The organism is Spiroplasma endosymbiont of Melieria omissa, assembly GCF_964031175.1.
Classification (GTDB): Bacteria; Bacillota_I; Bacilli_A; order Mycoplasmatales; family VBWQ01; genus Spiroplasma_E; species Spiroplasma_E ixodetis_A.
The window spans coordinates 706,243-732,370 of the sequence record NZ_OZ035012.1 but is presented as its reverse complement, the minus strand read 5'-3'; the positions used below and the strand labels follow the sequence as shown (position 1 = coordinate 732,370).

Below are 26,128 nucleotides of genomic sequence, written 5' to 3'. Positions count from 1 at the left end.
AAGAAAACGAATTAAAGGTAAAAAAATAAAGTAATATTGTATTTAGAACCTGTTTAGGATCTTTTTAATAGAATTTAACTAAAACAAGAAATAATCATTTATAAATAGGTACTTAACCAATAATTTATTTTCTTTTTCATTTTTTTGTTAAAAAGATTTTATCATTTGAAAACTTATCGACTAAAAATCTATTTTTTATTATAAAATAACCATTATAATATAAATTTTATTAAAAATTAATCAAAAAAGATCCTAAACAGGTTCTTACAAAAATATGAGGTTAAAATTGATATAATCACTCTATTGAAGGTGATTTTAAGGAGTTTTGATAATGGATTTAAATATTAATAAAAATTTAAAAACAAAAGTTTTAAATAATTTTTTAAATTTATTAGCAATTAATTTAGCAGATACTTATTTAGAAACCTTAAAAAAATATAAATCAAAAGATGTAGATGAATTAGTATTAAATTTTTTAGATCAAGTAGTTTATTTAGTGGATGAAGAAATTGATATAACAAACGTTAAAAATAGTTCTAAAATATCCAAAATGAATACTAAACAAAAAGAAAAATTTAATAATGCTTTAAGAAAAGATAATAAATATCGAAAAATGTGTTCAGTTCTTAATTTTATATATCGAGTAATAAAAGAAGAAGAAACACAAGAGCAAGTATTCAATAATATATATCATTTTTATGAAAAATCTGATGCTGAAACTTTAGAAATATTTTCTAATGATTATAAAGAAAAAGAAAAATTTGATTTTTTTAAAGAAATAAAATTAAAGTTAAAAAATAGTAATAACTTTTTATATAAATCAAATTTACAAGCAAATATATAAGTTTTAATATATGTAAAAATATAATAAATTAAAGTATTTTTAAAAACATCTCTAATAAAATATTAGAGATGTTTTATGAATAAACAAAATTATAAAAAATTAAAATGATTTATAATTTTACTATTAAATTTTTCAATAAGTATTACAATTTTTTTAAAAAAAGAACTAACTTAAAATTAGTTATTTTAAATTAGATTATTTATTTTTATATATTCCATCAGTAGTTGTTGCATAAATAGTAAAATTATTAAAATTATAAATCAATTCATTAATTGAATTAAGTTTATTTTCATAGAATAAAGTGAAGTTTTTTTCTTGATAACTTTTTCATATATTACCATCTTTATCACCAACTAAAACCCCTGTTCCAAAAGTTATTACTGTTGTATTTATTGTTTTTAAAGTTTGCTTATATGGTAAAAAATTAGCAATAGTAACAGGTTTATAATAAACTTGTTTACTTTTGTTAGTAACAAAGACTGTTTCTTTATTATCAACAGCAATGCTTGTAATACCACCATCTTCTAGTTGCTCAACTAAATTAAAAGGATTACCCCCAATACTTTTAAAAATCATTCCTTTTGTATTACCAGCATAAATTAAGACATTTTTACTTGTTTTTAAAACTGTAATGTTACCTGTTGCCCCATCTATTTTTTCTAATTCAGTTGTTGGACTTGAATTAGTATATACTCCTTGATTTGTTCCTATATAAATATTATTTTCTTTGTCAAAAGTCATTGCTAATAATTGATGTGAACTTAAAGTATATTTTTTCAGCAAGTTGATCATTTTTAAGAATATAAACTTTTAATTCATTATTTTTTTCATTATAAGTTCCAACGTAAATTGTTCCATTAGGTGTTGTAATTAGTGATTTTATTTTATAATCATAATTAAGTAAATTTATTTCTTCAAAAGATTGACCATTGTCACTTTTATAAACAATACCTTTATTATTAACAGCATAAGTTTGCTCACCCTTAAAAGTTAAACTATTAATTTCACCAGTAGTGCCTGTCATTTTGTTAAAACTAATTTTAGAAACATTGCTTTTATTTAAAAAAGTAGTATTTTGATTGCTATTAATTATTTTATTATTTGATAATATCATCCCTAAACTTGTAACACTGGTAATTAATAATAACAATTGTTTAAATTTCATTTTTATTCCCCCCTTTTTTTTTAAAAAATAAATTAAGATTTACCAAAAATACATTATTTTTTGTATTTGTTTTTTGGTAAATCTTAATTTAAGTTTATATTTGCAAAAAATAATATACAATAAAAATCTAAAAAAATGTGAATTACAATTACACTTTATCAAAAATATATATGTAATATGTATTGTTTGTCTTTATTTATATTGTGATTCTTAGTTAGTTATGGTATTCTATTATGGTATTCTATATTAAAAGATGGTCTTGTAAGTGAGAGGTGTTTGTTATGTTAAATTTAGATTTTGTTGGACCTCACGGGATTACTGATACTTATGGTGGATGATTTCATGTTTATGCATTTGCTATTATGTCAGGTATTTTTGCTTCAATTATTGCTTCTTGAGTAAAATTTAAACGTTATCGTGTTCCTACTGATTCTTTAGCATGATCAATAATATTTATTATTCCTGCTTCATTATTTGGTGCTAGTTTTCTTGGCAAGGATGATCCTGATAAGTCAATTAGTTTTTTTGAAAAATTTGCATTTTGAGAACCAGGGATGTCTATTCATGGTGGTGTTTTATTTGGCATTATTGCTGGTGCAATTATTTTTTACTTTGTTGGTCGTAAGTATAAAATATCATTATGAATATATGGCGATTTAATTATTCCTAATATTTTATTAGGGCAGATATTAGGACGTTGAGGTAATTTCTTTAATCATGAATTACTTGGTAACGTTGTAAGTTATGATTCATTATCATGATTACCTGCTTTTATTCGTGATAATTGTTTTAAATTAATTGGTGGACCAAGTGGTAATCCTGAAATGATTAATGGTGAAATTGTTTATCGTGCACCAATATTTCTTTATGAATCGATTGCTAATTTAGGTTTATGATTAGCGATTACATTTATTGTTCCAAATCTTGGTAAATGATTTGGTAAAAAGCCATGAAAAGTGGAACCAGATAAGTTTCAATTTGATTTTAAAGATAATTTTAAATACTGAGGAAAAATAACTTTTAATCCAAAATATTGAAATAAAGTAAATCGTAACCCAAAGCATTTGACTTGAACTAAAATGTGAAATGAAGTTTACTATTATAATCAAGTACCAAAAAATGTAGTAAATAAAGCATTAGCAGAAGTCAAACCTTCTGGTAAGAAAATTAATGATTATATAAATAAAAGCAAAAAACTTTATGAAATAAATAATCCACATCATTATCGAATGATGCATGCAGGTGTTCAAATGGGACTTTACTTTTTTGGATGAAATTTAATTAGATTTATTTTAGAGTTACAGCGTCCACCAGAAGATTTATTTTTAATTAATCGTCCAATCCTTGATTATACAATTTTATTATTGATTACTTTCTTTGGTCTGTTTCTAGCAATATTTGCACAATTTGTTGCAGCAAAATATTTACGTAGCGAAGGATGAACATATGAAAAAGAATATTAATAATATTCTTTTTTATTATTAAAATAATTATTATAACAGAAAATAAGCTATTAAATAGATAATATTAATTAGATTTGGTGTTTTTGTTATAATATTTATATACTAATGTATGAGGTGAAATTAGTGTTAGCAGTAGTAAGTGATGATAGTAGTACTAATACCATTAAGTTTTTAGGTTTTGAGATTCCAATTACTACTTTTTTATATTCAATGGGTGGGTTAGCACTTTTGATTTTTCTGTTATTATTATCAATTTTATTAATAATGTATTTACGCAAAAGGATTTCTATTAAAGGATACTTAAGTTTAGAAGAAAAAGATTATCAATTTGAAGATAAAATTTTGGAAATTGAACATGAAATTGCCAAATTACAAAGAAAATTTTATTCAAGTAAACATATTTCTAAAAAGACAAAAAAATATTTTAACTAATTAAATGTAGGTGATGTATATGTCTAAAATAAAATTTAAATTATTTGATAAATTTTTTTCACAAAAAAATAGGTTATCAGATAAAGAAGATTATCAAAAATCAACTAATAATAACACTTATTTTAGCAATGTTGTACCACCAATTAATAAAAATAAAGAAAATATTCATAATTCTGATTTTGATGAAAACGATTATAATGAAAAAAATTATGATAGTAAAAATATACAAGTTACTAGTTCTTATATAATACCTTTACAAGAAAAAAAGACAGTGCCGATCAATGAAAACTTTACTAAAGAAAAAGATATGTATTATGATCAAGCACAAACATTTAATACTATGGAAATAGTTAGTTATAAAAATAGTTTTAAAATTCCAAAACCAATTAGCAGAGAAATTAAATCAGAGAAGCTAAAACAATTGATTTTATTATTTATTGGTGTTATGACATTAATTATTGCTTCAACTTTTATTGGTTTATATTTTGGTATGATTAACATAAAAATTATTCCTCATACTGTAATTACTATTCCATTAGCGATTATTGCTCTTACTATTATTTTGATTAATATTATTGAATTTGTGACATTAAGAAGAGAAGTGGATTTATATATTGAAAGAACACTAAAAGGATCGCTATTACCTCCTAATTTTATAATTAGAAATTATCGTAAAATTCATGCTAACTTGATAATTATTAATTGAATAAGTATTAGTAGTTATATTGTTCTTGGTATTATTATTGGCATTATGTTTTTGATTAGTGGTCAGAAATTAACTTTTATTATTCAAAAATGAACAGTTAATGTTCCTGATATTATTAAAGATGCAATAACATTAACAATTATTTTAGGTGTTATTTTCTTTATTCATATGATTAATATTGTTATTTTTAAATTTCGTAAACGTAATATTATAAGTTATTATGGCTATGAAATTATTAATCCACAAGAGTTAAATCAATACAAAAAAAAGATAAATAGAATATGTATGATTATTACTATTGGTTTTACTGCTTTAATATTTTTTGCAATTGTTATTCCAATATTTGTATTAAAAAGAAGAAAGAAAAAGTAGTTATTATTTATAATATATATAGTAATAATTATTTTTATAAGGTGTTAATTATGTTAAAAAAATTAAAAAAAACAAGAACAAGAGACAGAAAAATGTAAATTTAATACTTCTATATATAGCTAACTAAAGTAATGTTTACTCATATCTTGAAAAACAAAATCAATCGCTTTTTTAATATTTGGTCAATAATTTGGTAATATTTTTCTTATATTATGTTTTATAGCAAATCAAAAATGTTCAATTGGATTTAAATTAGGAGAATATGGCGGAAGAAATAATAGTTTGCATCCAGCATTTTCAATTAATTGTTGTGTTAATTTAGATTTATGAAACGTTGCATTATCTAAAACTATAATTTGTCCACGCTTTAATACTGGAATTAGTTTATTTTTAACATATGATTCAAAAATTTTACTATTGCAATGTCCTTCAAATGCTCATAAGGCTTTTAATTTACCTTTATTTAGTGAACCAATTATACTCATTCTCTTTATTTTATATGCGGGTTTATTATCAAATAATCTTTTACCTTTTTCAGATCAACCATATTTATAAAATTCATTATCATCAATTCCAGATTCATCAATATATACTAAATCTTCATTCATTATTTTAGCTATTTCTTTTAAAAAATCTTCTTGTTTATTTTTATCTCTTTGTTCATATAGAAAATTTTTTTTATATGTATAATTTAGTTTTTTAAAATAGTTATAAACTGTTTCTTTAGTCATATTTCCAAATTTATCAATTACTTTTTGAACTGTAACATCTTTATTTTCTGCTAAATAATTTTTTAATTCATCTAAATCCTTTATTTTGTGGCTATGTCCTTTTTGATAATTCAAAATTGGTTTTATATGCCCAGTTTCTTTTTTTCTTTTTCTTCATAAAAATAAAGTCTTTCTAGTGATATTGAACACTTTACAAATTTCTTTAATTTTCATATTTTTACTTTCATAAGCTTCTATTACTTTTCTTCGTAAGTCTTCACTGTATGGTTTTGGCATAATTTAATCTTCCTAATCTATTTTAATTATTGCTGAATTGTACTTTTAAATTCAAAAACTGTTTAAATTACATATTATTATTTTACATTATTTATGAGTAAATATTACTTTAGTTAGCTATATGTAAATAATTTTCGAAAAAATCATTTAATTAAGATATATTTATTTTATCTAAAAGAAATTGAAATTATTAATTTTTTATGAAAGCAATAAAAGAATTTTAGAAAACAATTATTAGTAGATGAAATTAATGATTATAATTAAATTTTTAAATATGATTACTTCCATAAGAAGGTAAATCAATTATTGCTCATTCATCTTCATCATTTATTGCTTCTTTTGCATCATCTAACATATCATATTCTTCTTCAATTGCTATTTTATTTTCATTAATTTTAGTTGCATCATCTAATGTCATATTACATTCATATTTACTTATATTACTTGCTTCATTATTTACTAGATTGTTTGAGTCTAATGTAGTTTTTTCTTCATATTCATCTAAATATTTTTTTCATTTTCATTTTTTTCCATTACTTTTATATTTAATTCTTGTTTTTTATTTTTGTAAAAATTTCATGAATAGTAACCAATTCCACCAGCAAGACACACTAGTCCCACCGTAAGAGGATTATTTGGAAGTATTGATTTTAATAAATTAGAAAGTATTTCAGAATTAATTTCGCTCTCATTTGTGTTTAAAAATTTCATTTTTATGTTCCTTTCAAATCAAAATAAAAACCTATTTATTTACAAAAATAAATAGGATAAAAACTTATATTAAATTTTTACTAAGTAAATATAGCATAATTTATATATTAATTGTTAATAAGTCATTTAAAATTTTTATAAAAAAGCATATATCCAAAAAAATATTGACTTTCGCATTAAAGTTATATATATTACAAAATAGTATTTGAATAAAGTTAATAAATTATATATAGAGGAAGATATAAGATGCCATCAAAATTAGTAATCATGGAATCTCCAGTTAAAAGTAAAGCAGTACAATCATATTTAGGTAATGATTATTTAGTGTTATCTTCGGATGGACACATTCGTAATTTAGCAATTAAAGGTCAATATGGTTTGGGAATTGATTTAGAAACTTTTCAACCAATTTACAAAATTGATCGCAAAAAAATGCCAAAGGTAAAAGAATTAAAAAGTAAATTAAAAAGTATTACTCATGTTTATTTAGCAACCGATCATGATCGTGAAGGAGAAGCAATTGCTTATCATTTAGATCAAGTATTAGCAACAAGTAATATATCATCACGAATAACTTTTAATGAAATTACTAAAGATGCAATTTTAACAGCATTTAAATCTCCACATAGTATTGATTTACCATTAGTTCGTAGTCAAGAAGCAAGAAGAATGGTTGATCGTATCATTGGTTTTCGCTTAAGTAATTTATTACAAAAGAAGATCGGTTCACGTAGTGCAGGGAGAGTACAATCAGTAGCATTAAAATTAATAGCAACAAGAGAACGTGAAATTACTAATTTTATTAGTAAAGAATTTTGAACAATTAATAGTACTTATCAAAAAAAAATAATATTAAATTGTGAAAAATATAAAGAAGAACTGTTAGTTATTAATAATGAACAAGAAGCAGTTGCTATTAAAAATGTATTAAGCGATAGTTATCAAGTAATTTCTGTTACTGAACAAAATCGTAAGCGTAATTCATTAAATCCATTTACTACTAGTAGCTTATTACAAGCAGCATCAACGCAATTAAATTTTAGTACTGCTAAAACAACGCTTATTGCTCAGCAATTGTATGAAGGAATTGATATTAATGGAACACTTACCGGATTTATTAGTTATCCTCGTACTGATTCAATACGTTTAAATGATAAATTTATTGAAAATGCCAAAACATTAATTGTTAATGAATATGGTGAACAATATCTTGGGCAGAAAAAAGAACAGACTAATAAAAAAAATGTGCAAAATGCTCATGAAGCAATCAGACCAACTGATTTAACAATGAATAATAAACGTGCTACTGATTTTTTAAATAAAGATCAATTAAAACTTTATAATTTAATTTATTTTCGTGCCCTTAGTTCATTAATGGCACCAGCACAATTAATTAGTACTACTGTTTTATTTAAAAATAATGATTATCAATTTCGTTTAACAGGACAACAAATCAAGTTTAAAGGATTTTTAACGCTTGATGTAGAAAGTCTTGAAAATGAAGAACTTTTAGTTTTACCAAAATTTGAAAAAAATCAAATTATTAAAGTTGAGTCAGTAAATTTACAGCAACACTTTACTAAACCAAAACCAAGATACACAGAAGCTAAATTAATTAAAACATTAGAAGAACTAGGAATTGGTCGACCATCAACTTATAATCCAATTATGAACACTATTAAAGAACGCGGTTATGTTATTATTGAAAATAAGTCTTTTAAAGTTACTGAGAAAGGTCTTTTAACTAATGATAAACTTCAAGAGTTTTTTTATGATATTATTAATGAGACATATACTTCACAAGTTGAAACTCAATTAGATCAAATTGCTCATGGTAATTTTGATATGCATCAAGTGGTAAAAGACTTTTGAGTTAAGTTTGAACCAAGGATTGATGATGCTTTTGATAAAATGACTGAGTTTAAAATTAAACCAGTTTTATTAGATCAAGATTGTCCACTTTGTGGTGCCCCACTTGTGCAAAGAACAGGAAGATATGGTAAATTTAACGGTTGTTCAGCATTTCCAAAATGTCGATATATTCAAAAACAATTAGAAAAAATTAAACCTTGTTTAGTATGTACAGATGGTTGAATGGTTGTTAAATCTTCAAAACAAAATCGAAAATTTTTAGGATGTACTAATTATCCAAATTGTAAACATGTTGAAAAGTATCAAGAAATAGCTTCTGATAAAGAAGTAAAGTAGGTGAAACGCATGTTAAAAGATTATATATTATTAATAGATAAACCTTCATTTATGACATCACAAGATTGTCTTGTTGTTATTAAAAAACGTTTGAAATTAAATAAAATTGGTCATACAGGTACGTTAGATCCTTTAGCAACAGGACTAATGGTAGTACTTGTGAATGAAGCAACCAAAATTAGTGATTTTATTTTAAAAAGTGATAAAGTTTACATTGCAAAAATGCAACTATTTTTAAAAACCGACACCGGCGATATTACTGGTAAAATTATTGAATCAAAACCACATCTTGATTTAAAAGAATCAAAAATTGTTAAAGCACTTGAATTTTATAATAATCGTCAATATGAGCAAATAATTCCTGCTTATGCAGCAGTTAAAATTAATGGTAAAAAACTTTATGAATATGCTCGCGAGCATATTCCTGTTGAATTACCAAAACGTAAGGTTTATATTAAATCTTTAAAATTAATTAGTTTTAATAATGATTTAGTTACTTTTGAAGTAGTATGTTCAAAAGGAACTTATGTTCGAGCTTTGGTTACTGACATTGCTAGAATTTTACATACATCAGCAACTTTAACTTATTTAAGAAGAATTCATCAATCGGGTTTTGATTTAAGTAATGCCTTAAATTTAGATGTTATCAATGAAGAAACAGTTAGTAAAAATCATATTAATATTTATGATGGTGTTAAAAATATTATGCCATCGATTGTTGTTGATAATAGTAAAAGTGTTATTGATGGTAAACCTTTAGTTATTGATAGCACTAATGAGCCATATGTTTTAGTTGTTAATTCTGAACATTTGCCATTAGCTATTTATCGTAATCAAAAAAATAATTTATACGTAAGCCAACGAGGTTTTAAATGTAATGAAGATATTAAAATTGAAAAATCTAAATATTCAAAATCAAAAATTGATGTCTAAACCAATTATTGCTTGTTGAGGATTTTTTGATGGTATTCATCAAGGTCATCAAGCCTTATTTAAACAATTATTAGTTAATTCAACAATAAATAATTATCAAACATGTATTATTAGTTTTGATAGAAAACCACAAAGTGTAATTAGTAATAAAAATAATGAGGTTTTATTAAGTAATGAAGATAAAATTAAAACAATTCCTAAATATAATTTTGATTATTATTGGGAAATTAAGTTTAGTAAAGAAATAGCAACACTTTCACCAGAGCAATTTATTTCGTGATTATTGGCAAATAATGTTAAAGCGGTAGTTGTTAATCCAAATATTAGGTTTGGTTATCAAGGGCAAGGTAATATTAAAACATTACAACAATCTTCATTACAAGTTTATCTTTGTAATGATATTATTGTTAATAATAACAAAGTTTCTTCAACTTATATTAAACAACTTTTACAAAATAAAGATATTAGTAGTGCTAATCTTTGTTTACAACAAGAGCCATATACGATTAGTGGTAAAGTAGTTCATGGTATTAAAGAGGCTAGAACGATTAATTTTCCAACTGCTAATTTATTGTTACTAACAAACTATGCATTACCAGGTCTTGCTACTTATATTACGCTTACTGAAGTAGATAATAAATGATATCAAAGTATGACAGTAATTATGTTACGTAATAATAAGCCGTTAGTTGAAACTTACTTATTAAACTTTAATCAAGATTTATATGGAAAAATCATTAAAGTTAGATTTTTAGATTTTCTTCGTGATAATTTAAAATTTACTAATTTAGATGATTTAAAAAAACAAGTGGATAAAGATTTAATAGAAACAATTAAATATTTTGCTAATTCTAGTAGTAAATTATTAAAGCCATTGGATGGGTTACACTTTATTGGACACTAATTACGTAGACAAGTGAACAAATTAGTTGAAAGAAAGGAACTATAATTATGGCCAATATTAATTCATATACCGATGAATTTAAAAAACAAATAGTAGCTTTATATCAAAGCGGCAAATCAGTATCTTACCTTGCTAAAGAATATAATGTTACAAGAGCAGCTACTTATAATTGAATTAAGCAATTTACTAATTCAGGTAGTTTTAAAGCTAAAGATAATCGTTCTGTTGAAGAAAATGAATTAATTAAATTAAGAAAAGAATTAAAACAATTACGAATGGAAAATGATATTTTAAAGCAAGCAGCACTAATAATAGGCAGAAAATAGAAATTATTACAAACAATAAGTTTAAATATAAAATTCGCACAATGTGTCATTTTTTAAAAATTTCTAAATCAACATATTATTTTAATTTAAAGAAAAAAGAAAATAAAATTCAAAATAATATTTATGATGAAGCTATTATTAGTGCTTTTAAAGAAAATAAATGTGTTTATGGAACAAGAAGATTAAAAGTAATATTAGAAAACCAAGAAATTTATTTATCAAGACGAAAAATTAAAGAAATTATGAATAAGCATAATTTAATATCAAAATACACTAAATTATCATTCAAAAATCATAATAACAAAGTAAATGATGAAAAAATCGGTAATGTTTAGTAATCTGTGTAACTTACAAAAATAACTATGTTTAATTAATTCTAGTAAATATAATTAAATGACTAGAAAGAGTGAGTTACAGATGGCTAAAAACCAAAGTATTAATAATAATGATCCAATATCAAAAGCAGTAGATTTATTACTAGAAAATACTGAAGATTTAACAACAGTATTTAAAGAAGGAGGATTATATAAAGAATTAACAAAAAGATTAGTAGAAAAGATGTTAAATTCTGAAATGCAAAATTATTTAGGGTATGAAAAAAATCAACATAGTAATAGTGAAAATGCTCCTAATGGTATAAGTTCAAAAAAATTAATAACTCAACAAGGTAAAATTGAAATTAATGTACCAAGAGATCGTAATAGTGATTTTACTCCTGTAATAGTGCAAAAGGTAATGTTTAGTAATCTGTGTAACTTACAAAAATAACTATGTTTAATTAATTCTAGTAAATATAATTAAATGACTAGAAAGAGTGAGTTACAGATGGCTAAAAAACAAAGTATTAATAATAATGATCCAATATCAAAAGCAGTAGATTTATTACTAGAAAATACTGAAGATTTAACAACAGTATTTAAAGAAGGAGGATTATATAAAGAATTAACAAAAAGATTAGTAGAAAAGATGTTAAATTCTGAAATGCAAAATTATTTAGGGTATGAAAAAAATCAACATAGTAATAGTGAAAATGCTCGTAATGGTATAAGTTCAAAAAAATTAATAACTCAACAAGGTAAAATTGAAATTAATGTACCAAGAGATCGTAATAGTGATTTTACTCCTGTAATAGTTGCAAAAAGACAGAGAAGATTTGATGGCTTTGATCAACAAGTTCTTTCACTATATGCCAAAGGAATGACTTTATCAGATATTAGAATGCAGTTGCAAGAGTTATATCATGGTGCAGATATTAGTGAAAGTGTTATTAGTCAAATTACTGATGATGTGATAGATGATGTCAAGGCGTGGCAAAATCAACCATTAGAAAGTATTTATTCTATTGTTTATTTTGATTGTATAGTAGTTAAAGTACGGCAAGATAAACGCATTATTAACAAATCAGTTTATATAGCATTAGGAGTGGATTTAGAAGGCAAAAAAGATGTTTTAGGTTTATGAATTAGTGAAAATGAAGGTTCTAAATTTTGACTAGCTAATTTTACAGAAATGAAAAATCGAGGCTTAAATGATATTTTGATTGCTTGTAGTGATAATTTAACAGGCATGTCAGAAACAATACAAGCAGTTTATCCTAAAACTGAACATCAATTATGCATAGTTCATCAAATTAGAAATAGTTTAAAATATGTTTCATACAAACATCGAAAAACCTTAGTTGCAGATTTAAAACCAATTTATAGTGCATGTAGTGAAGAACAAGCAATGCAAGCTTTAGAATCATTTGAAAGTAAATGAAATAAACAATATCCGCAAATTACTAAATCTTGATATAAAAATTGAGATAATTTAATGGTTTTTATTAGTTATCCACCAGAAATTAAAAGAGTGATTTATACTACAAATGCTATTGAATCTGTTAATAGTCAATTACGAAAAGTTATCAGAAATAAAAAAGTTTTTCCTAATGATATGGCAGTTTTCAAAATATTTTACTTAGCAATTGAAAATATAACAAAAAAATGAACAATGCCCATTCAAAATTGAAATACAGCAATTGCTCATTTTATGATAAAATTTGAAGATAGAATTAATCTGAACTAGTAACTTTGTAAAACAAAGATACACAGATTACATAAAAGCCTCTAAAATGAATGAATTATTTAAATAACTTATTTTAATAGATTAGTTAATTTACTTTCACTAATTTCTTTATATATGTTTAAATTAGTTTGTTCGTATAAATAACAAGCTCAATAGTATCAAATTAAATTTTGATAATTCATTCATTTTTTGGCAATAATTGTTTGTTCATTATTTAAATTAAAACAATTAAATCAAGCATTAATTTCGGTTTCAGAAGTTAAACTTTCAGAAGCAAAAGAGGCAATATCAAATAATTCATCATTTCAACAAGCAAAATCTCAATCAATTAAATATCAACAATTATTTTTTTTAACAAAATTATTTAATGTTAAATCATTATGAGATAAAACAATTGTTGTTGGTTGATAAGTGGCAATTCATTTGATTACCTCACTGGTTATTTTTTCTAAGCAAGGATTACTAGTAGTTAAATTACAGTATAAATTAAGTTGTTCTAAGCCTTTTCAAGTTTTAATTAATGATTTATTATCAAATTTAATATTATGTAGTTGTTTTACCAATGATGAAATTTGTTCTAATATTTGTTTATTAATTATTTGTTCGCTTAAATTAATTAAATTATGATAATATGGCATTAAGGTTAATAGTTTATTATTATTAATATTGACTTCATTAATAGGTAATGTAAATTTTTTTGATTTAATTAATTTAATAACATTAATTTGATTTGTAAAATTCAAAAAAGGTTGCAAAATATCTTTAGATTGTTTTAAAAAAAATGTTTATTTACTAAAAATAAGTCATTGGTTAAACCTTTTGTTTTTAATAGTTCTAATTGATATGGTGGTTTAATAGTTTTAAATTTCAAAATGACACCTCTATTTTGCTTGTATTGTCCGTAAAAATTATACAATTTATTAAATAAAAATATTGAAAGTAAGTGATAGTATGTTAAAAAAGGTTATATTCATATTTATAAAGGTGAAGGAAGAGGTAAAACCTCAATTCTTAATGGTATGGTAATTAGAGCATTGGGTAATAATCTTAATGTTAGTTACTTACGTTTTTTAAAAAATCGTCCTTCTGGTGAAATTAATTTTTTAAAACAAAATACTAAACTTAAAATTGAAAGTTTTTATGAATCTTCGCAAAAATTTTTTTGAGAAATGGATGAAGAAGAAAAAAATAAATTAAAACAAGAAACTAATTATGGTCTTACTAGATTAAAACTGTTAAGTCAAAGTGATAATACTGATCTTATTGTTGTTGATGAAATTTTAGGCTGTATTCAAAATAATTTGATTAAAGAACAAGACTTAATTGAAATTTTAAAAAATAAAAAAACACATATTGAAATTGCATTATCTGGTAGATATGCATCTTTTGCCTTAGAACCTGTTTAGGATCTTTTTTGGAATGGCAACACTTTTTAGGACTATTTTTTGGTAGACATTTGTTTTTGATAATTAACTGGAGTTAAGTAGTTTAAAGTGCTGTGGATTCTTATGTTGTTGTATCAATTGATGTAATCAAATAATTCTAATTTTAATTGGATTAATGATGTAAAATTTTTATCATTAATAAATTCAGTTTTGAAAGTTTTAAAAGTTGCTTCAGCAACAGCATTGTCATAAGGACAACCTTTTTTGCTTAAAGAGCGAGTAATATTGAATGCTAGTAAAAGTTTATCAATAATTTTATTATTAAATTCATTACCACAATCACTATGAAATATTTGAATATCTTTTAAACAGCGATTTGATTGCATAAATGCTTGATGTACTAATAAGGCATCTTTTCTAGTACCTACACTATGTCCAATAATTTCGCGGTTAAATAGGTCAATTAATAAGCAAATATAGTTTCATTTACCATTAACTTGAACATAAGTTAAATCACTGACAATAACTTCATTTTTAAGCCTATTATTAAAGTTTCTATTCACAAGATTAGTGATTTTTTCATCATTTACTTTGTTATTATGATTTTTGAATGATAATTTAGTGTATTTTGATATTAAATTATGCTTATTCATAATTTCTTTAATTTTTCGTCTTGATAAATAAATTTCTTGGTTTTCTAATATTACTTTTAATCTTCTTGTTCCATAAACACATTTATTTTCTTTAAAAGCACTAATAATAGCTTCATCATAAATATTATTTTGAATTTTATTTTCTTTTTTCTTTAAATTAAAATAATATGTTGATTTAGAAATTTTTAAAAAATGACACATTGTGCGAATTTTATATTTAAACTTATTGTTTGTAATAATTTCTATTTTCTGCCTATTATTAGTGCTGCTTGCTTTAAAATATCATTTTCCATTCGTAATTGTTTTAATTCTTTTCTTAATTTAATTAATTCATTTTCTTCAACAGAACGATTATCTTTAGCTTTAAAACTACCTGAATTAGTAAATTGCTTAATTCAATTATAAGTAGCTGCTCTTGTAACATTATATTCTTTAGCAAGGTAAGATACTGATTTGCCGCTTTGATATAAAGCTACTATTTGTTTTTTAAATTCATCGGTATATGAATTAATATTGGCCATAATTATAGTTCCTTTCTTTCAACTAATTTGTTCACTTGTCTACGTAATTAGTGTCCAATAAAGTGTAACCCATCCAAGTAAATAAACATATTTTTACTTGTACTTTATTTTTAAAGATTTAAAATATTACTAAACATTATATTAATGTTATTTAGGAGGAAATACTATGTATGCTGCTGGACAAGTTATTATTAATGCCAGTCAGGCTGGTTTTAGCAATGATAAAAATAAACAAAATAAAATAGTAAATGAGCCAAATTTTCAAAAAGTTAATGAAGAATATGAAAAGATAAATTTAAAAAATAAAAACACTAAATCAGAAATAAGTGATAACAAAAGTAAAAAATGTAATATAGCTAACTAAAGTAATATTTACTCATAAATAATGTAAAATAATAATATGTAATTTAAACAGTTTTTGAATTTAAAAGTACAATTCAGCAATAATTAAAATAGATTAGGAAGATTAAATTATGCCAAAACCATACAGTGAAGACTTACGAAGAAAAGTAATAGAAGCTTATGAAAGTAAAAATATGAAAATTAAAGAAATTTGTAAAGTGTTCAATATCACTAGAAAGACTTTATTTTTATGAAGAAAAAGAAAAAAAGAAACTGGGCATATAAAACCAATTTTGAATTATCAAAAAGGACATAGCCACAAAATAAAGGATTTAGATGAATTAAAAAATTATTTAGCAGAAAATAAAGATGTTACAGTTCAAAAAGTAATTGATAAATTTGGAAATATGACTAAAGAAACAGTTTATAACTATTTTAAAAAACTAAATTATACATATAAAAAAAACTTTTCTATATGAACAAAGAGATAAAAATAAACAAGAAGATTTTTTAAAAGAAATAGCTAAAATAATGAATGAAGATTTAGTATATATTGATGAATCTGGAATTGATGATAATGAATTTATAAATATGGTTGATCTGAAAAAGGTAAAAGATTATTTGATAATAAACCCGCATATAAAATAAAGAGAATGAGTATAATTGGTTCACTAAATAAAGGTAAATTAAAAGCCTTATGAGCATTTGAAGGACATTGCAATAGTAAAATTTTTGAATCATATGTTAAAAATAAACTAATTCCAGTATTAAAGCGTGGACAAATTATAGTTTTAGATAATGCAACGTTTCATAAATCTAAATTAACACAACAATTAATTGAAAATGCTGGATGCAAACTATTATTTCTTCCGCCATATTCTCCTAATTTAAATCCAATTGAACATTTTTGATTTGCTATAAAACATAATATAAGAAAAATATTACCAAATTATTGACCAAATATTAAAAAAGCGATTGATTTTGTTTTTCAAGATATGAGTAAACATTACTTTAGTTAGCTATACAAGAAAAATATTACCAAATTATTGACCAAATATTAAAAAAGCGATTGATTTTGTTTTTCAAGATATGAGTAAACATTACTTTAGTTAGCTATATAAGAAAAATATTACCAAATTATTGACCAAATATTAAAAAAGCGATTGATTTTGTTTTTCAAGATATGAGTAAACATTACTTTAGTTAGCTATATATTGTAAGTATTAATAAAAAGATGATTACCAAAAATAATCATCTTTTTATTAATTAAGAAGAAATTTTAAAAATTGCAGAAATTAATTTAAGAATTTTTTCAAATTTCTCAAGTATCATCATAATGATGATGAATTGGATCATATGGATCTTCCATAACTGTTGTGTTATATCCTCTTTTAGTTCTGATATCAATAGATCTAAAATTTGGATTATAAAAGATAAAATCTTTTAAATGAGAGTGATATATATTATTTGTTCAAAACGGATCATTTTGAATAAAAGAATGAGATCAATCTGTATAATCTTGATTAGTAATAGAACCACCTGCACCAGTATGATCAACTGGTGTTAATTGTTTTAAATACGGACTTATAACATTATCTGCAAAATTATCACTATTATTTTTATTATAATAATTTAATAAAAAATTAATCCCTTGTTCATCTATGCATGTAGTAATATAATCTGCTGCTAAAAATCTATAATCGACTTCAAAAGAATTTACTTTAGAAATATACTTATCTTGGCTACCTACTTCAAAGATTGTTGGAGCAGGTAATATTGATATTCCAAGATATACTCCATTACCATTATCATATAAAGGAACATTATCCATATATCAGCTAGCAGTGAATGTAAACAAACACGCATCAACTAATGTAATCAGTGGACCTCCAACACCACTAGCTAATAATATAGAGTTAACTGCAAGCACAAATCCTGCTTGTCCATATGCTAAATATTGTTGAACCTTTTTAACAGTATCTGATGACATATATCAGTAAAAATAATCACCAAACCCTCATCAAGGAAAGTATACGCCATCATAATTCATAGGAAATGATAATCCTAAGTTATTTTTTTGATAATTATTATTTTTACTTAAAAACTGCTCATATTGATTATTTGTTGTTAATAAATTTTCTTTATTACTAAAAACCTTCAATAATTCATTTTTATAATTATATTTTTTTCCATTAACAGTTCAGTTAATATCATTTTTACATCTTTTATTTATATTTTTTATTGTACTGTTAATGGCATTATTTAAACTTTTTTCATTGACAAGATTTAAACTATCATATCTTGTCATAGCTTGAGTATTGTTTTGTTGTGTAGTTGTTAAGATAGTTTTAGAATTGGAAGTATTATTTGTAAATAATTTAGTATTAACTAAATTTACACCACTAGTTCCAACTAAAACGCTTGCCGTAAGCAATGATAATATTTTTTTCATTTTAATACACCTTCTTTATGTACACCATAAATTGAAAAGGAAATTTTAGATTGATAAAAATAACTTTTATGAGCATATAGATATTAATCCAAAATTAGGAAATAATTTCTTATCTATTATAATTATAACACTTTTAATAATTGAATGAAGTATTTTTTGATTATGTAAAATAGTTATTAACTTGCTTTTAAATGAAAAAAGCATATAATAAAAACAACTTCATAAATAAAAACAATAAAAAATGCAGTTAGCGATACGCTAATATCCTAACTGCTGACAGGTTCACCAATGGAATAGCTCAACCTGCATTTAAATTATATATTTTATTATAATAATTTGCAAACGACTGGGTAATGTTTAGTAATCTGTGTAACTTACAAAAATAACTATGTTTAATTAATTCTAGTAAATATAATTAAATGACTAGAAAGAGTGAGTTACAGATGGCTAAAAAACAAAGTATTAATAATAATGATCCAATATCAAAAGCAGTAGATTTATTACTAGAAAATAGTGAAGATTTAATAACAGTATTTAAAGAAGGAGGATTATATAAAGAATTAACAAAAAGATTAGTAGAAAAGATGTTAAATTCTGAAATGCAAAATTATTTAGGGTATGAAAAAAATCAACATAGTAATAGTGAAAATGCTCGTAATGATATAAGTTCAAAAAAATTAATAACTCAACAAGGTAAAATTGAAATTAATGTACCAAGAGATCGTAATAGTGATTTTACTCCTGTAATAGTTGCAAAAAGACAGAGAAGATTTGATGGCTTTGATCAACAAGTTCTTTCACTATATGCCAAAGGAATGACTTTATCAGATATTAGAATGCAGTTGCAAGAGTTATTGGAATGGCAACACTTTTTAGGACTATTTTTTGGTAGACATTTGTTTTTGATAATTAACTGGAGTTAAGTAGTTTAAAGTGCTGTGGATTCTTATGTTGTTGTATCAATTGATATAATCAAATAATTCTAATTTTAATTGGATTAATGATCTAAAATTTTTATCATTAATAAATTCAGTTTTGAAAGTTTTAAAAGTTGCTTCAGCAACAGCATTGTCATAAGGACAACCTTTTTTGCTTAAAGAGCGAGTAATATTGAATGCTAGTAAAAGTTTATCAATAATTTTATTATTAAATTCATTACCACAATCACTATGAAATATTTGAATATCTTTTAAACAGCGATTTGATTGCATAAATGCTTGATGTACTAATAAGGCATCTTTTCTAGTACCTACACTATGTCCAATAATTTCGCGGTTAAATAGGTCAATTAATAAGCAAATATAGTTTCATTTACCATTAACTTGAACATAAGTTAAATCACTGACAATAACTTCATTTTTAAGCCTATTATTAAAGTTTCTATTCACAAGATTAGTGATTTTTTCATCATTTACTTTGTTATTATGATTTTTGAATGATAATTTAGTGTATTTTGATATTAAATTATGCTTATTCATAATTTCTTTAATTTTTCGTCTTGATAAATAAATTTCTTGGTTTTCTAATATTACTTTTAATCTTCTTGTTCCATAAACACATTTATTTTCTTTAAAAGCACTAATAATAGCTTCATCATAAATATTATTTTGAATTTTATTTTCTTTTTTCTTTAAATTAAAATAATATGTTGATTTAGAACCTGTTTAGGATCTTTTTTGATTAATTTTTAATAAAATTTATATTATAATGGTTATTTTATAATAAAAAATAGATTTTTAGTCGATAAGTTTTCAAATGATAAAATCTTTTTAACAAAAAAATGAAAAAGAAAATAAATTATTGGTTAAGTACCTATTTATAAATGATTATTTCTTGTTTTAGTTAAATTCTATTAAAAAGATCCTAAACAGGTTCTTAGAGCAATGTGCTAATTTAATTAGTGAAGTTAAATCAATTAAACATTATTTTGAACAAGGTCAAATTGCTCGTGAAGGGATTGATTATTAATGACTGCTAAAACCTTATGGTTTGCATCTAATAATATCGGTAAAATTAATGAATTAAAGAGTATATTACAAACAAAGGGATATAATGTCAAATCAATGTTAGATCTTAATTCTCCTCTTGAAATTAATGAAACAGGTACATCATTTATTGAAAATGCAATTTTAAAAGCAACAACACTTGCAAAATTAGTGAATGGTCCTGTAATTGCTGATGATTCAGGGTTAGAAATATTAGCTTTAAATAATTTTCCTGGTATTAATTCAGCACGATGAAAGGGAGAAATGTCCTATCATGATGCAATGTTAGACATTTTAGAACAAATGGAAGGTGAAACTAATCGTGCAGCAGTATTTATTTCTGCTATTGCTTATGTTGATTTTGATCATAAGATTACTAAAGCATTTATTGGTAAACTTGAAGGTGAAATCACTACTGAGATAAAAGGTAGTGATGGTTTTGGTTACGATCAAATATTTTATGTTCCAGTAGTACATGCTACTTTAGGTGAATTGTCATTGGCAGATAAAAATAAAATTTCTCATCGTAATTCAGCAATTCAGCAATTATTAACATTTTTACAAGAACAAAATTAGATAGTTAAAATGAAAATAAAAAGGATGATTTAATTATGTCAGAATCATTAACAGATTCATAATTACCATTATTAACTGATAATAACAATAATATTAAAACTACCACTCTCCTATTTGAAAATCATGAAAAAAATCATTTAGTTTAATTAGTTTATCATGAACAGTTTCAATAATTATGTCACCAATTGTGGAAATAACTAACTATTGAAAAATACTACCAAATTTGAATTTATAAATGGATGAAATGACTTTATTATGAGACCCACTACTTTTATTAGTAGTGAATTAATTAATTCTTTTTATAGTTTTTCTTTTTTAAAGATTGATTTTTGTTTAGAAACTATTTTAAATAATAGTTTAAGTAAAATAGATAAATTAAAAAAAGTTAGTAAAGATACTATGTTAGTGATATTATTTTAGTAATAGTTTACTTGCTTATTTTTTAGTGATATATAGCTAACTAAAGTAATGTTTACTCATAAATAATGTAAAATAATAATATGTAATTTAAACAGTTTTTGAATTTAAAAGTACAATTCAGCAATAATTAAAATAGATTAGGAAGATTAAATTATGCCAAAACCATACAGTGAAGACTTACGAAGAAAAGTAATAGAAGCTTATGAAAATAAAAATATGAAAATTAAAGAAATTTGTAAAGTGTTCAATATCACTAGAAAGACTTTATTTTTATGAAAAAAAAGAAAAAAAGAAACTGGGCATATAAAACCAATTTTGAATTATCAAAAAGGACATAGCCACAAAATAAAGGATTTAGATGAATTAAAAAATTATTTAGCAGAAAATAAAGATGTTACAGTTCAAAAAGTAATTGATAAATTTGGAAATATGACTAAAGAAACAGTTTATAACTATTTTAAAAAACTAAATTATACATATAAAAAAAACTTTTCTATATGAACAAAGAGATAAAAATAAACAAGAAGATTTTTTAAAAGAAATAGCTAAAATAATGAATGAAGATTTAGTATATATTGATGAATCTGGAATTGATGATAATGAATTTATAAATATGGTTGATCTGAAAAAGGTAAAAGATTATTTGATAATAAACCCGCATATAAAATAAAGAGAATGAGTATAATTGGTTCACTAAATAAAGGTAAATTAAAAGCCTTATGAGCATTTGAAGGACATTGCAATAGTAAAATTTTTGAATCATATGTTAAAAATAAACTAATTCCAGTATTAAAGCGTGGACAAATTATAGTTTTAGATAATGCAACGTTTCATAAATCTAAATTAACACAACAATTAATTGAAAATGCTGGATGCAAACTATTATTTCTTCCGCCATATTCTCCTAATTTAAATCCAATTGAACATTTTTGATTTGCTATAAAACATAATATAAGAAAAATATTACCAAATTATTGACCAAATATTAAAAAAGCGATTGATTTTGTTTTTGAAAATATGAGTAAACATTACTTTAGTTAGCTATATTATTAAAAAATGAAAGAATGGTTTATATAAAAAAATAACGTAAAATGAAGTTGATTCATTATAAGAAGTAGTTGTTATTGGATTTACTAGAACATATAATATTTTTGGTAATACTGAACTTTAATATTAAAACATAGTATTAGTTATGATAGTTTTTTTAATATTCAAGAAATAAATGAAAATGCTGAACGAGACGCTATTATTAATAGTAGTCAAAAATTTAATTTTATTTCAATATAAGTTGTTTTAAATTGATTTTTAAAAAGATTGTAACTTTTAAGTTACAATCTTTTTGGACGGTTAACAAAAATACGGAATAAATTGGTAATGTTTAGTAATCTGTGTAACTTACAAAAATAACTATGTTTAATTAATTCTAGTAAATATAATTAAATGACTAGAAAGAGTGAGTTACAGATGGCTAAAAAACAAAGTATTAATAATAATGATCCAATATCAAAAGCAGTAGATTTATTACTAGAAAATACTGAAGATTTAACAACAGTATTTAAAGAAGGAGGATTATATAAAGAATTAACAAAAAGATTAGTAGAAAAGATGTTAAATTCTGAAATGCAAAATTATTTAGGGTATGAAAAAAATCAACATAGTAATAGTGAAAATGCTCGTAATGGTATAAGTTCAAAAAAATTAATAACTCAACAAGGTAAAATTGAAATTAATGTACCAAGAGATCGTAATAGTGATTTTACTCCTGTAATAGTTGCAAAAAGACAGAGAAGATTTGATGGCTTTGATCAACAAGTTCTTTCACTATATGCCAAAGGAATGACTTTATCAGATATTAGAATGCAGTTGCAAGAGTTATATCATGGTGCAGATATTAGTGAAAGTGTTATTAGTCAAATTACTGATGATGTGATAGATGATGTCAAGGCGTGGCAAAATCGACCATTAGAAAGTATTTATTCTATTGTTTATTTTGATTGTATAGTAGTTAAAGTACGGCAAGATAAACGCATTATTAACAAATCAGTTTATATAGCATTAGGAGTGGATTTAGAAGGCAAAAAAGATGTTTTAGGTTTATGAATTAGTGAAAATGAAGGTTCTAAATTTTGACTAGCTAATTTTACAGAAATGAAAAATCGAGGCTTAAATGATATTTTGATTGCTTGTAGTGATAATTTAACAGGCATGTCAGAAGCAATACAAGCAGTTTATCCTAAAACTGAACATCAATTATGCATAGTTCATCAAATTAGAAATAGTTTAAAATATGTTTCATACAAACATCGAAAAACCTTAGTTGCAGATTTAAAACCAATTTATAGTGCATGTAGTGAAGAACAAGCAATGCAAGCTTTAGAATCATTTGAAAGTAAATGAAATAAACAATATCCGCAAATTACTAAATCTTGATATAAAAATTGAGATAATTTAATGGTTTTTATTAGTTATCCACCAGAAATTAAAAGAGTGATTTATACTACAAATGCTATTGAATCTGTTAATAGTCAATTACGAAAAGTTATCAGAAATAAAAAAGTTTTTCCTAATGATATGGCAGTTTTCAAAATATTTTACTTAGCAATTGAAAATATAACAAAAAAATGAACAATGCCCATTCAAAATTGAAATACAGCAATTGCTCATTTTATGATAAAATTTGAAGATAGAATTAATCTGAACTAGTAACTTTGTAAAACAAAGATACACAGATTACATAAAAGCCTCAATAAATTATTCAATAATGTCTTTATTATCATTTAAACGAGAATAAATTAAGACTTTTGTTATGTAATTGTAAATTAATAGTACTACTTACTAAAATTAATTGCAACTAAAGTACTTATATTAAATTTTACTATATACTAAAATAATGCACATAAAAGGAGATTTTTTAAGATGAAAACTAAAAAATTGCAGTTAATAACTGTATCAATATTTATTTTAACTATTTTAATTATGATTATTGGGTTAATCTTAATAGGTTTTAGTGATTTTCATGATTATTTTAATGGAAAATGAAAATATGGTAATGGATTTAAAATATTAAATTATTATGGATTAAGTTATATTATTAATCATTCCTCAAATTATTTATGTTCACTTTGTAATAGTTATGAAAATTATTATGATTTGATAAAATTGCAAATTGGTGTTATTTTTTGTGTAATTTTAGTTCCAATTTTAACATCTATAACTATGTCATTAACTTTTTTAATTCTTGGTTTGAAAATAAAAATAAAAAATAATAATTTTTGAGATGCTATTCAAAATTGCGAAATAATAAGCAATTATTATATGCATTAGATTATATTTCTGAATTTATCTTGTTACATTTTAAAGTAACCATTTTAAGGTAATGTTTAGTAATCTGTGTAACTTACAAAAATAACTATGTTTAATTAATTCTAGTAAATATAATTAAATGACTAGAAAGAGTGAGTTACAGATGGCTAAAAAACAAAGTATTAATAATAATGATCCAATATCAAAAGCAGTAGATTTATTACTAGAAAATACTGAAGATTTAACAACAGTATTTAAAGAAGGAGGATTATATAAAGAATTAACAAAAAGATTAGTAGAAAAGATGTTAAATTCTGAAATGCAAAATTATTTAGGGTATGAAAAAAATCAACATAGTAATAGTGAAAATGCTCGTAATGATATAAGTTCAAAAAAATTAATAACTCAACAAGGTAAAATTGAAATTAATGTACCAAGAGATCGTAATAGTGATTTTACTCCTGTAATAGTTGCAAAAAGACAGAGAAGATTTGATGGCTTTGATCAACAAGTTCTTTCACTATATGCCAAAGGAATGACTTTATCAGATATTAGAATGCAGTTGCAAGAGTTATTGGAATGGCAACACTTTTTAGGACTATTTTTTGGTAGACATTTGTTTTTGATAATTAACTGGAGTTAAGTAGTTTAAAGTGCTGTGGATTCTTATGTTGTTGTATCAATTGATATAATCAAATAATTCTAATTTTAATTGGATTAATGATCTAAAATTTTTATCATTAATAAATTCAGTTTTGAAAGTTTTAAAAGTTGCTTCAGCAACAGCATTGTCATAAGGACAACCTTTTTTGCTTAAAGAGCGAGTAATATTGAATGCTAGTAAAAGTTTATCAATAATTTTATTATTAAATTCATTACCACAATCACTATGAAATATTTGAATATCTTTTAAACAGCGATTTGATTGCATAAATGCTTGATGTACTAATAAGGCATCTTTTCTAGTACCTACACTATGTCCAATAATTTCGCGGTTAAATAGGTCAATTAATAAGCAAATATAGTTTCATTTACCATTAACTTGAACATAAGTTAAATCACTGACAATAACTTCATTTTTAAGCCTATTATTAAAGTTTCTATTCACAAGATTAGTGATTTTTTCATCATTTACTTTGTTATTATGATTTTTGAATGATAATTTAGTGTATTTTGATATTAAATTATGCTTATTCATAATTTCTTTAATTTTTCGTCTTGATAAATAAATTTCTTGGTTTTCTAATATTACTTTTAATCTTCTTGTTCCATAAACACATTTATTTTCTTTAAAAGCACTAATAATAGCTTCATCATAAATATTATTTTGAATTTTATTTTCTTTTTTCTTTAAAT

The 26,128-nt window shown here is 23.4% G+C and carries 32 protein-coding genes and 3 pseudogenes; 25 read left to right on the top strand and 10 right to left on the bottom strand.

What is annotated here, in order from left to right:
- Positions 1 to 331: 331 nt before the first annotated feature.
- Positions 332 to 844 carry a hypothetical protein gene (locus ACQH26_RS04875; RefSeq protein ID WP_425383001.1) on the top strand — a complete coding sequence of 171 codons (513 nt, stop codon included), beginning with the start codon at positions 332 to 334 and terminating at the stop codon, positions 842 to 844.
- A gap of 195 nt (positions 845 to 1,039) precedes the next feature.
- Here the strand turns inward: ACQH26_RS04875 and ACQH26_RS04870 are convergent, their stop codons facing one another.
- Complete coding sequence (locus ACQH26_RS04870) at positions 1,040 to 1,585, bottom strand: hypothetical protein (RefSeq protein WP_425383000.1); 546 nt, start codon at positions 1,583 to 1,585, stop codon at positions 1,040 to 1,042.
- Entirely contained in the window at positions 1,563 to 2,009 is a 447-nt protein-coding gene (locus ACQH26_RS04865; protein WP_425382999.1) for a hypothetical protein, read from the bottom strand. Before ACQH26_RS04865 ends, ACQH26_RS04870 begins: the two co-directional genes overlap by 23 nt.
- Before the next feature lie 281 nt (positions 2,010 to 2,290).
- Between ACQH26_RS04865 and ACQH26_RS04860 the strand changes: the two genes are divergently transcribed.
- The 3 genes from ACQH26_RS04860 (at position 2,291) to ACQH26_RS04850 (ending at position 4,982) form a co-directional block, all read left to right on the top strand.
- Positions 2,291 to 3,472: a prolipoprotein diacylglyceryl transferase gene (locus ACQH26_RS04860; RefSeq protein WP_425382998.1), complete on the top strand. Its 1,182-nt coding sequence runs from the start codon at positions 2,291 to 2,293 to the stop codon at positions 3,470 to 3,472.
- Positions 3,473 to 3,595: 123 nt separating this feature from the next.
- Positions 3,596 to 3,904: a hypothetical protein gene (locus ACQH26_RS04855; protein ID WP_174480536.1), complete on the top strand. Its 309-nt coding sequence runs from the start codon at positions 3,596 to 3,598 to the stop codon at positions 3,902 to 3,904.
- Positions 3,905 to 3,923: 19 nt separating this feature from the next.
- Entirely contained in the window at positions 3,924 to 4,982 is a 1,059-nt protein-coding gene (locus ACQH26_RS04850; protein WP_425382997.1) for an MSC_0882 family membrane protein, read from the top strand.
- A 119-nt stretch (positions 4,983 to 5,101) separates the two neighbouring features.
- Here ACQH26_RS04850 and ACQH26_RS04845 read toward each other — a convergent pair whose 3' ends face one another.
- The 3 genes from ACQH26_RS04845 to ACQH26_RS04835 all read right to left on the bottom strand — a co-directional run bounded on the left by ACQH26_RS04845 (position 5,102) and on the right by ACQH26_RS04835 (position 6,700).
- A complete protein-coding gene (locus ACQH26_RS04845; protein WP_425382996.1) occupies positions 5,102 to 5,989 on the bottom strand; it encodes an IS630 family transposase in 888 nt (295 codons plus the stop codon).
- Positions 5,990 to 6,257: 268 nt separating this feature from the next.
- The gene (locus ACQH26_RS04840) at positions 6,258 to 6,407 is read right to left on the bottom strand and encodes a hypothetical protein (protein ID WP_425382995.1); all 150 of its coding nucleotides are present in this window, start codon (positions 6,405 to 6,407) and stop codon (positions 6,258 to 6,260) included.
- A gap of 83 nt (positions 6,408 to 6,490) precedes the next feature.
- The gene (locus ACQH26_RS04835; RefSeq protein ID WP_425382994.1) at positions 6,491 to 6,700 is read right to left on the bottom strand and encodes a hypothetical protein; all 210 of its coding nucleotides are present in this window, start codon (positions 6,698 to 6,700) and stop codon (positions 6,491 to 6,493) included.
- Between the two features lie 246 nt (positions 6,701 to 6,946).
- On the opposite strand from ACQH26_RS04835, the gene topA reads away from it, so the two are divergent.
- From topA to ACQH26_RS04800, 7 genes and pseudogenes are all read left to right on the top strand, one after another.
- Positions 6,947 to 8,908 (top strand): type I DNA topoisomerase, encoded by a 1,962-nt coding sequence (gene topA / locus ACQH26_RS04830; RefSeq protein ID WP_425382993.1) that lies wholly within the window; start codon positions 6,947 to 6,949, stop codon positions 8,906 to 8,908.
- A 9-nt stretch (positions 8,909 to 8,917) separates the two neighbouring features.
- Positions 8,918 to 9,841, top strand: coding sequence for a tRNA pseudouridine(55) synthase TruB (gene truB, locus ACQH26_RS04825; RefSeq protein WP_425382992.1), 924 nt, complete (start codon positions 8,918 to 8,920; stop codon positions 9,839 to 9,841).
- Positions 9,786 to 10,745 (top strand): riboflavin biosynthesis protein RibF, encoded by a 960-nt coding sequence (gene ribF, locus ACQH26_RS04820; protein ID WP_425382991.1) that lies wholly within the window; start codon positions 9,786 to 9,788, stop codon positions 10,743 to 10,745. The genes truB and ribF overlap by 56 nt, the downstream gene beginning before the upstream one ends.
- A 47-nt stretch (positions 10,746 to 10,792) precedes the next feature.
- A complete protein-coding gene (locus ACQH26_RS04815) occupies positions 10,793 to 11,071 on the top strand; it encodes a transposase (RefSeq protein WP_425381925.1) in 279 nt (92 codons plus the stop codon).
- Positions 11,072 to 11,112: 41 nt separating this feature from the next.
- Positions 11,113 to 11,406: an IS3 family transposase gene (locus tag ACQH26_RS04810; RefSeq protein ID WP_425382990.1), complete on the top strand. Its 294-nt coding sequence runs from the start codon at positions 11,113 to 11,115 to the stop codon at positions 11,404 to 11,406.
- A gap of 82 nt (positions 11,407 to 11,488) precedes the next feature.
- A pseudogene (locus tag ACQH26_RS04805) lies at positions 11,489 to 11,803 on the top strand (transposase); the annotation flags it as partial.
- Between the two features lie 93 nt (positions 11,804 to 11,896).
- Positions 11,897 to 13,135 (top strand): IS256 family transposase, encoded by a 1,239-nt coding sequence (locus tag ACQH26_RS04800; protein ID WP_425383086.1) that lies wholly within the window; start codon positions 11,897 to 11,899, stop codon positions 13,133 to 13,135.
- Positions 13,136 to 13,203: 68 nt separating this feature from the next.
- Here ACQH26_RS04800 and ACQH26_RS04795 read toward each other — a convergent pair whose 3' ends face one another.
- Entirely contained in the window at positions 13,204 to 13,878 is a 675-nt protein-coding gene (locus ACQH26_RS04795) for a phosphotransferase (RefSeq protein ID WP_425382989.1), read from the bottom strand.
- Between the two features lie 225 nt (positions 13,879 to 14,103).
- Between ACQH26_RS04795 and ACQH26_RS04790 the strand changes: the two genes are divergently transcribed.
- Positions 14,104 to 14,541: a cob(I)yrinic acid a,c-diamide adenosyltransferase gene (locus ACQH26_RS04790; RefSeq protein ID WP_425383085.1), complete on the top strand. Its 438-nt coding sequence runs from the start codon at positions 14,104 to 14,106 to the stop codon at positions 14,539 to 14,541.
- Positions 14,542 to 14,573: 32 nt separating this feature from the next.
- Here ACQH26_RS04790 and ACQH26_RS04785 read toward each other — a convergent pair.
- A protein-coding gene (locus ACQH26_RS04785) for an IS3 family transposase (RefSeq protein ID WP_425382988.1) occupies positions 14,574 to 15,694 on the bottom strand; the annotation gives its coding sequence in 2 pieces (ribosomal slippage) (positions 14,574 to 15,424 and positions 15,424 to 15,694; 1,122 coding nt in all).
- 166 nt (positions 15,695 to 15,860) lie between these two features.
- On the opposite strand from ACQH26_RS04785, the gene ACQH26_RS04780 reads away from it, so the two are divergent.
- The 5 genes from ACQH26_RS04780 (at position 15,861) to ACQH26_RS04760 (ending at position 17,243) form a co-directional block, all read left to right on the top strand.
- A complete protein-coding gene (locus tag ACQH26_RS04780) occupies positions 15,861 to 16,058 on the top strand; it encodes a hypothetical protein (protein WP_425382987.1) in 198 nt (65 codons plus the stop codon).
- 109 nt (positions 16,059 to 16,167) lie between these two features.
- Positions 16,168 to 16,527 carry a helix-turn-helix domain-containing protein gene (locus ACQH26_RS04775; protein WP_425381863.1) on the top strand — a complete coding sequence of 120 codons (360 nt, stop codon included), beginning with the start codon at positions 16,168 to 16,170 and terminating at the stop codon, positions 16,525 to 16,527.
- 162 nt (positions 16,528 to 16,689) lie between these two features.
- Entirely contained in the window at positions 16,690 to 17,055 is a 366-nt protein-coding gene (locus ACQH26_RS04770) for a transposase (protein ID WP_425382104.1), read from the top strand.
- The gene (locus tag ACQH26_RS04765) at positions 17,018 to 17,149 is read left to right on the top strand and encodes a hypothetical protein (RefSeq protein WP_425382986.1); all 132 of its coding nucleotides are present in this window, start codon (positions 17,018 to 17,020) and stop codon (positions 17,147 to 17,149) included. The genes ACQH26_RS04770 and ACQH26_RS04765 overlap by 38 nt, the downstream gene beginning before the upstream one ends.
- Positions 17,112 to 17,243, top strand: a complete 132-nt coding sequence (locus ACQH26_RS04760) for a hypothetical protein (RefSeq protein WP_425381898.1) — start codon at positions 17,112 to 17,114, stop codon at positions 17,241 to 17,243. Before ACQH26_RS04765 ends, ACQH26_RS04760 begins: the two co-directional genes overlap by 38 nt.
- 93 nt (positions 17,244 to 17,336) lie before the next feature.
- Here ACQH26_RS04760 and ACQH26_RS04755 read toward each other — a convergent pair whose 3' ends face one another.
- Complete coding sequence (locus ACQH26_RS04755; protein WP_425381911.1) at positions 17,337 to 18,488, bottom strand: hypothetical protein; 1,152 nt, start codon at positions 18,486 to 18,488, stop codon at positions 17,337 to 17,339.
- Between the two features lie 443 nt (positions 18,489 to 18,931).
- Between ACQH26_RS04755 and ACQH26_RS04750 the strand changes: the two are divergent.
- Positions 18,932 to 19,348 (top strand): annotated as a pseudogene (locus ACQH26_RS04750) (transposase); the annotation flags it as partial.
- A gap of 18 nt (positions 19,349 to 19,366) precedes the next feature.
- On the opposite strand, the gene ACQH26_RS04745 reads toward ACQH26_RS04750, so the two are convergent.
- Entirely contained in the window at positions 19,367 to 20,089 is a 723-nt protein-coding gene (locus ACQH26_RS04745) for an IS3 family transposase (protein WP_425383083.1), read from the bottom strand.
- 241 nt (positions 20,090 to 20,330) lie between these two features.
- Between ACQH26_RS04745 and ACQH26_RS04740 the strand changes: the two genes are divergently transcribed.
- The 7 genes and pseudogenes from ACQH26_RS04740 to ACQH26_RS04710 all read left to right on the top strand — a co-directional run.
- Positions 20,331 to 20,456 (top strand): cob(I)yrinic acid a,c-diamide adenosyltransferase, encoded by a 126-nt coding sequence (locus ACQH26_RS04740; protein ID WP_425383084.1) that lies wholly within the window; start codon positions 20,331 to 20,333, stop codon positions 20,454 to 20,456.
- Positions 20,456 to 21,049, top strand: a complete 594-nt coding sequence (rdgB, locus tag ACQH26_RS04735) for an RdgB/HAM1 family non-canonical purine NTP pyrophosphatase (protein WP_425382984.1) — start codon at positions 20,456 to 20,458, stop codon at positions 21,047 to 21,049. The genes ACQH26_RS04740 and rdgB overlap by 1 nt, the downstream gene beginning before the upstream one ends.
- Before the next feature lie 573 nt (positions 21,050 to 21,622).
- Entirely contained in the window at positions 21,623 to 21,982 is a 360-nt protein-coding gene (locus ACQH26_RS04730) for a helix-turn-helix domain-containing protein (RefSeq protein WP_425381978.1), read from the top strand.
- Positions 21,983 to 22,144: 162 nt separating this feature from the next.
- Positions 22,145 to 22,510 carry a transposase gene (locus ACQH26_RS04725; protein WP_425382985.1) on the top strand — a complete coding sequence of 122 codons (366 nt, stop codon included), beginning with the start codon at positions 22,145 to 22,147 and terminating at the stop codon, positions 22,508 to 22,510.
- A gap of 423 nt (positions 22,511 to 22,933) precedes the next feature.
- Positions 22,934 to 24,172 (top strand): IS256 family transposase, encoded by a 1,239-nt coding sequence (locus ACQH26_RS04720; protein WP_425383069.1) that lies wholly within the window; start codon positions 22,934 to 22,936, stop codon positions 24,170 to 24,172.
- 213 nt (positions 24,173 to 24,385) lie between these two features.
- Positions 24,386 to 24,793, top strand: a complete 408-nt coding sequence (locus tag ACQH26_RS04715) for a hypothetical protein (RefSeq protein WP_425382983.1) — start codon at positions 24,386 to 24,388, stop codon at positions 24,791 to 24,793.
- 142 nt (positions 24,794 to 24,935) lie between these two features.
- A pseudogene (locus ACQH26_RS04710) lies at positions 24,936 to 25,352 on the top strand (transposase); the annotation flags it as partial.
- 18 nt (positions 25,353 to 25,370) lie between these two features.
- On the opposite strand, the gene ACQH26_RS04705 reads toward ACQH26_RS04710, so the two are convergent.
- Positions 25,371 to 26,093, bottom strand: coding sequence for an IS3 family transposase (locus tag ACQH26_RS04705; RefSeq protein ID WP_425383083.1), 723 nt, complete (start codon positions 26,091 to 26,093; stop codon positions 25,371 to 25,373).
- Positions 26,094 to 26,128 lie beyond the last annotated feature (35 nt).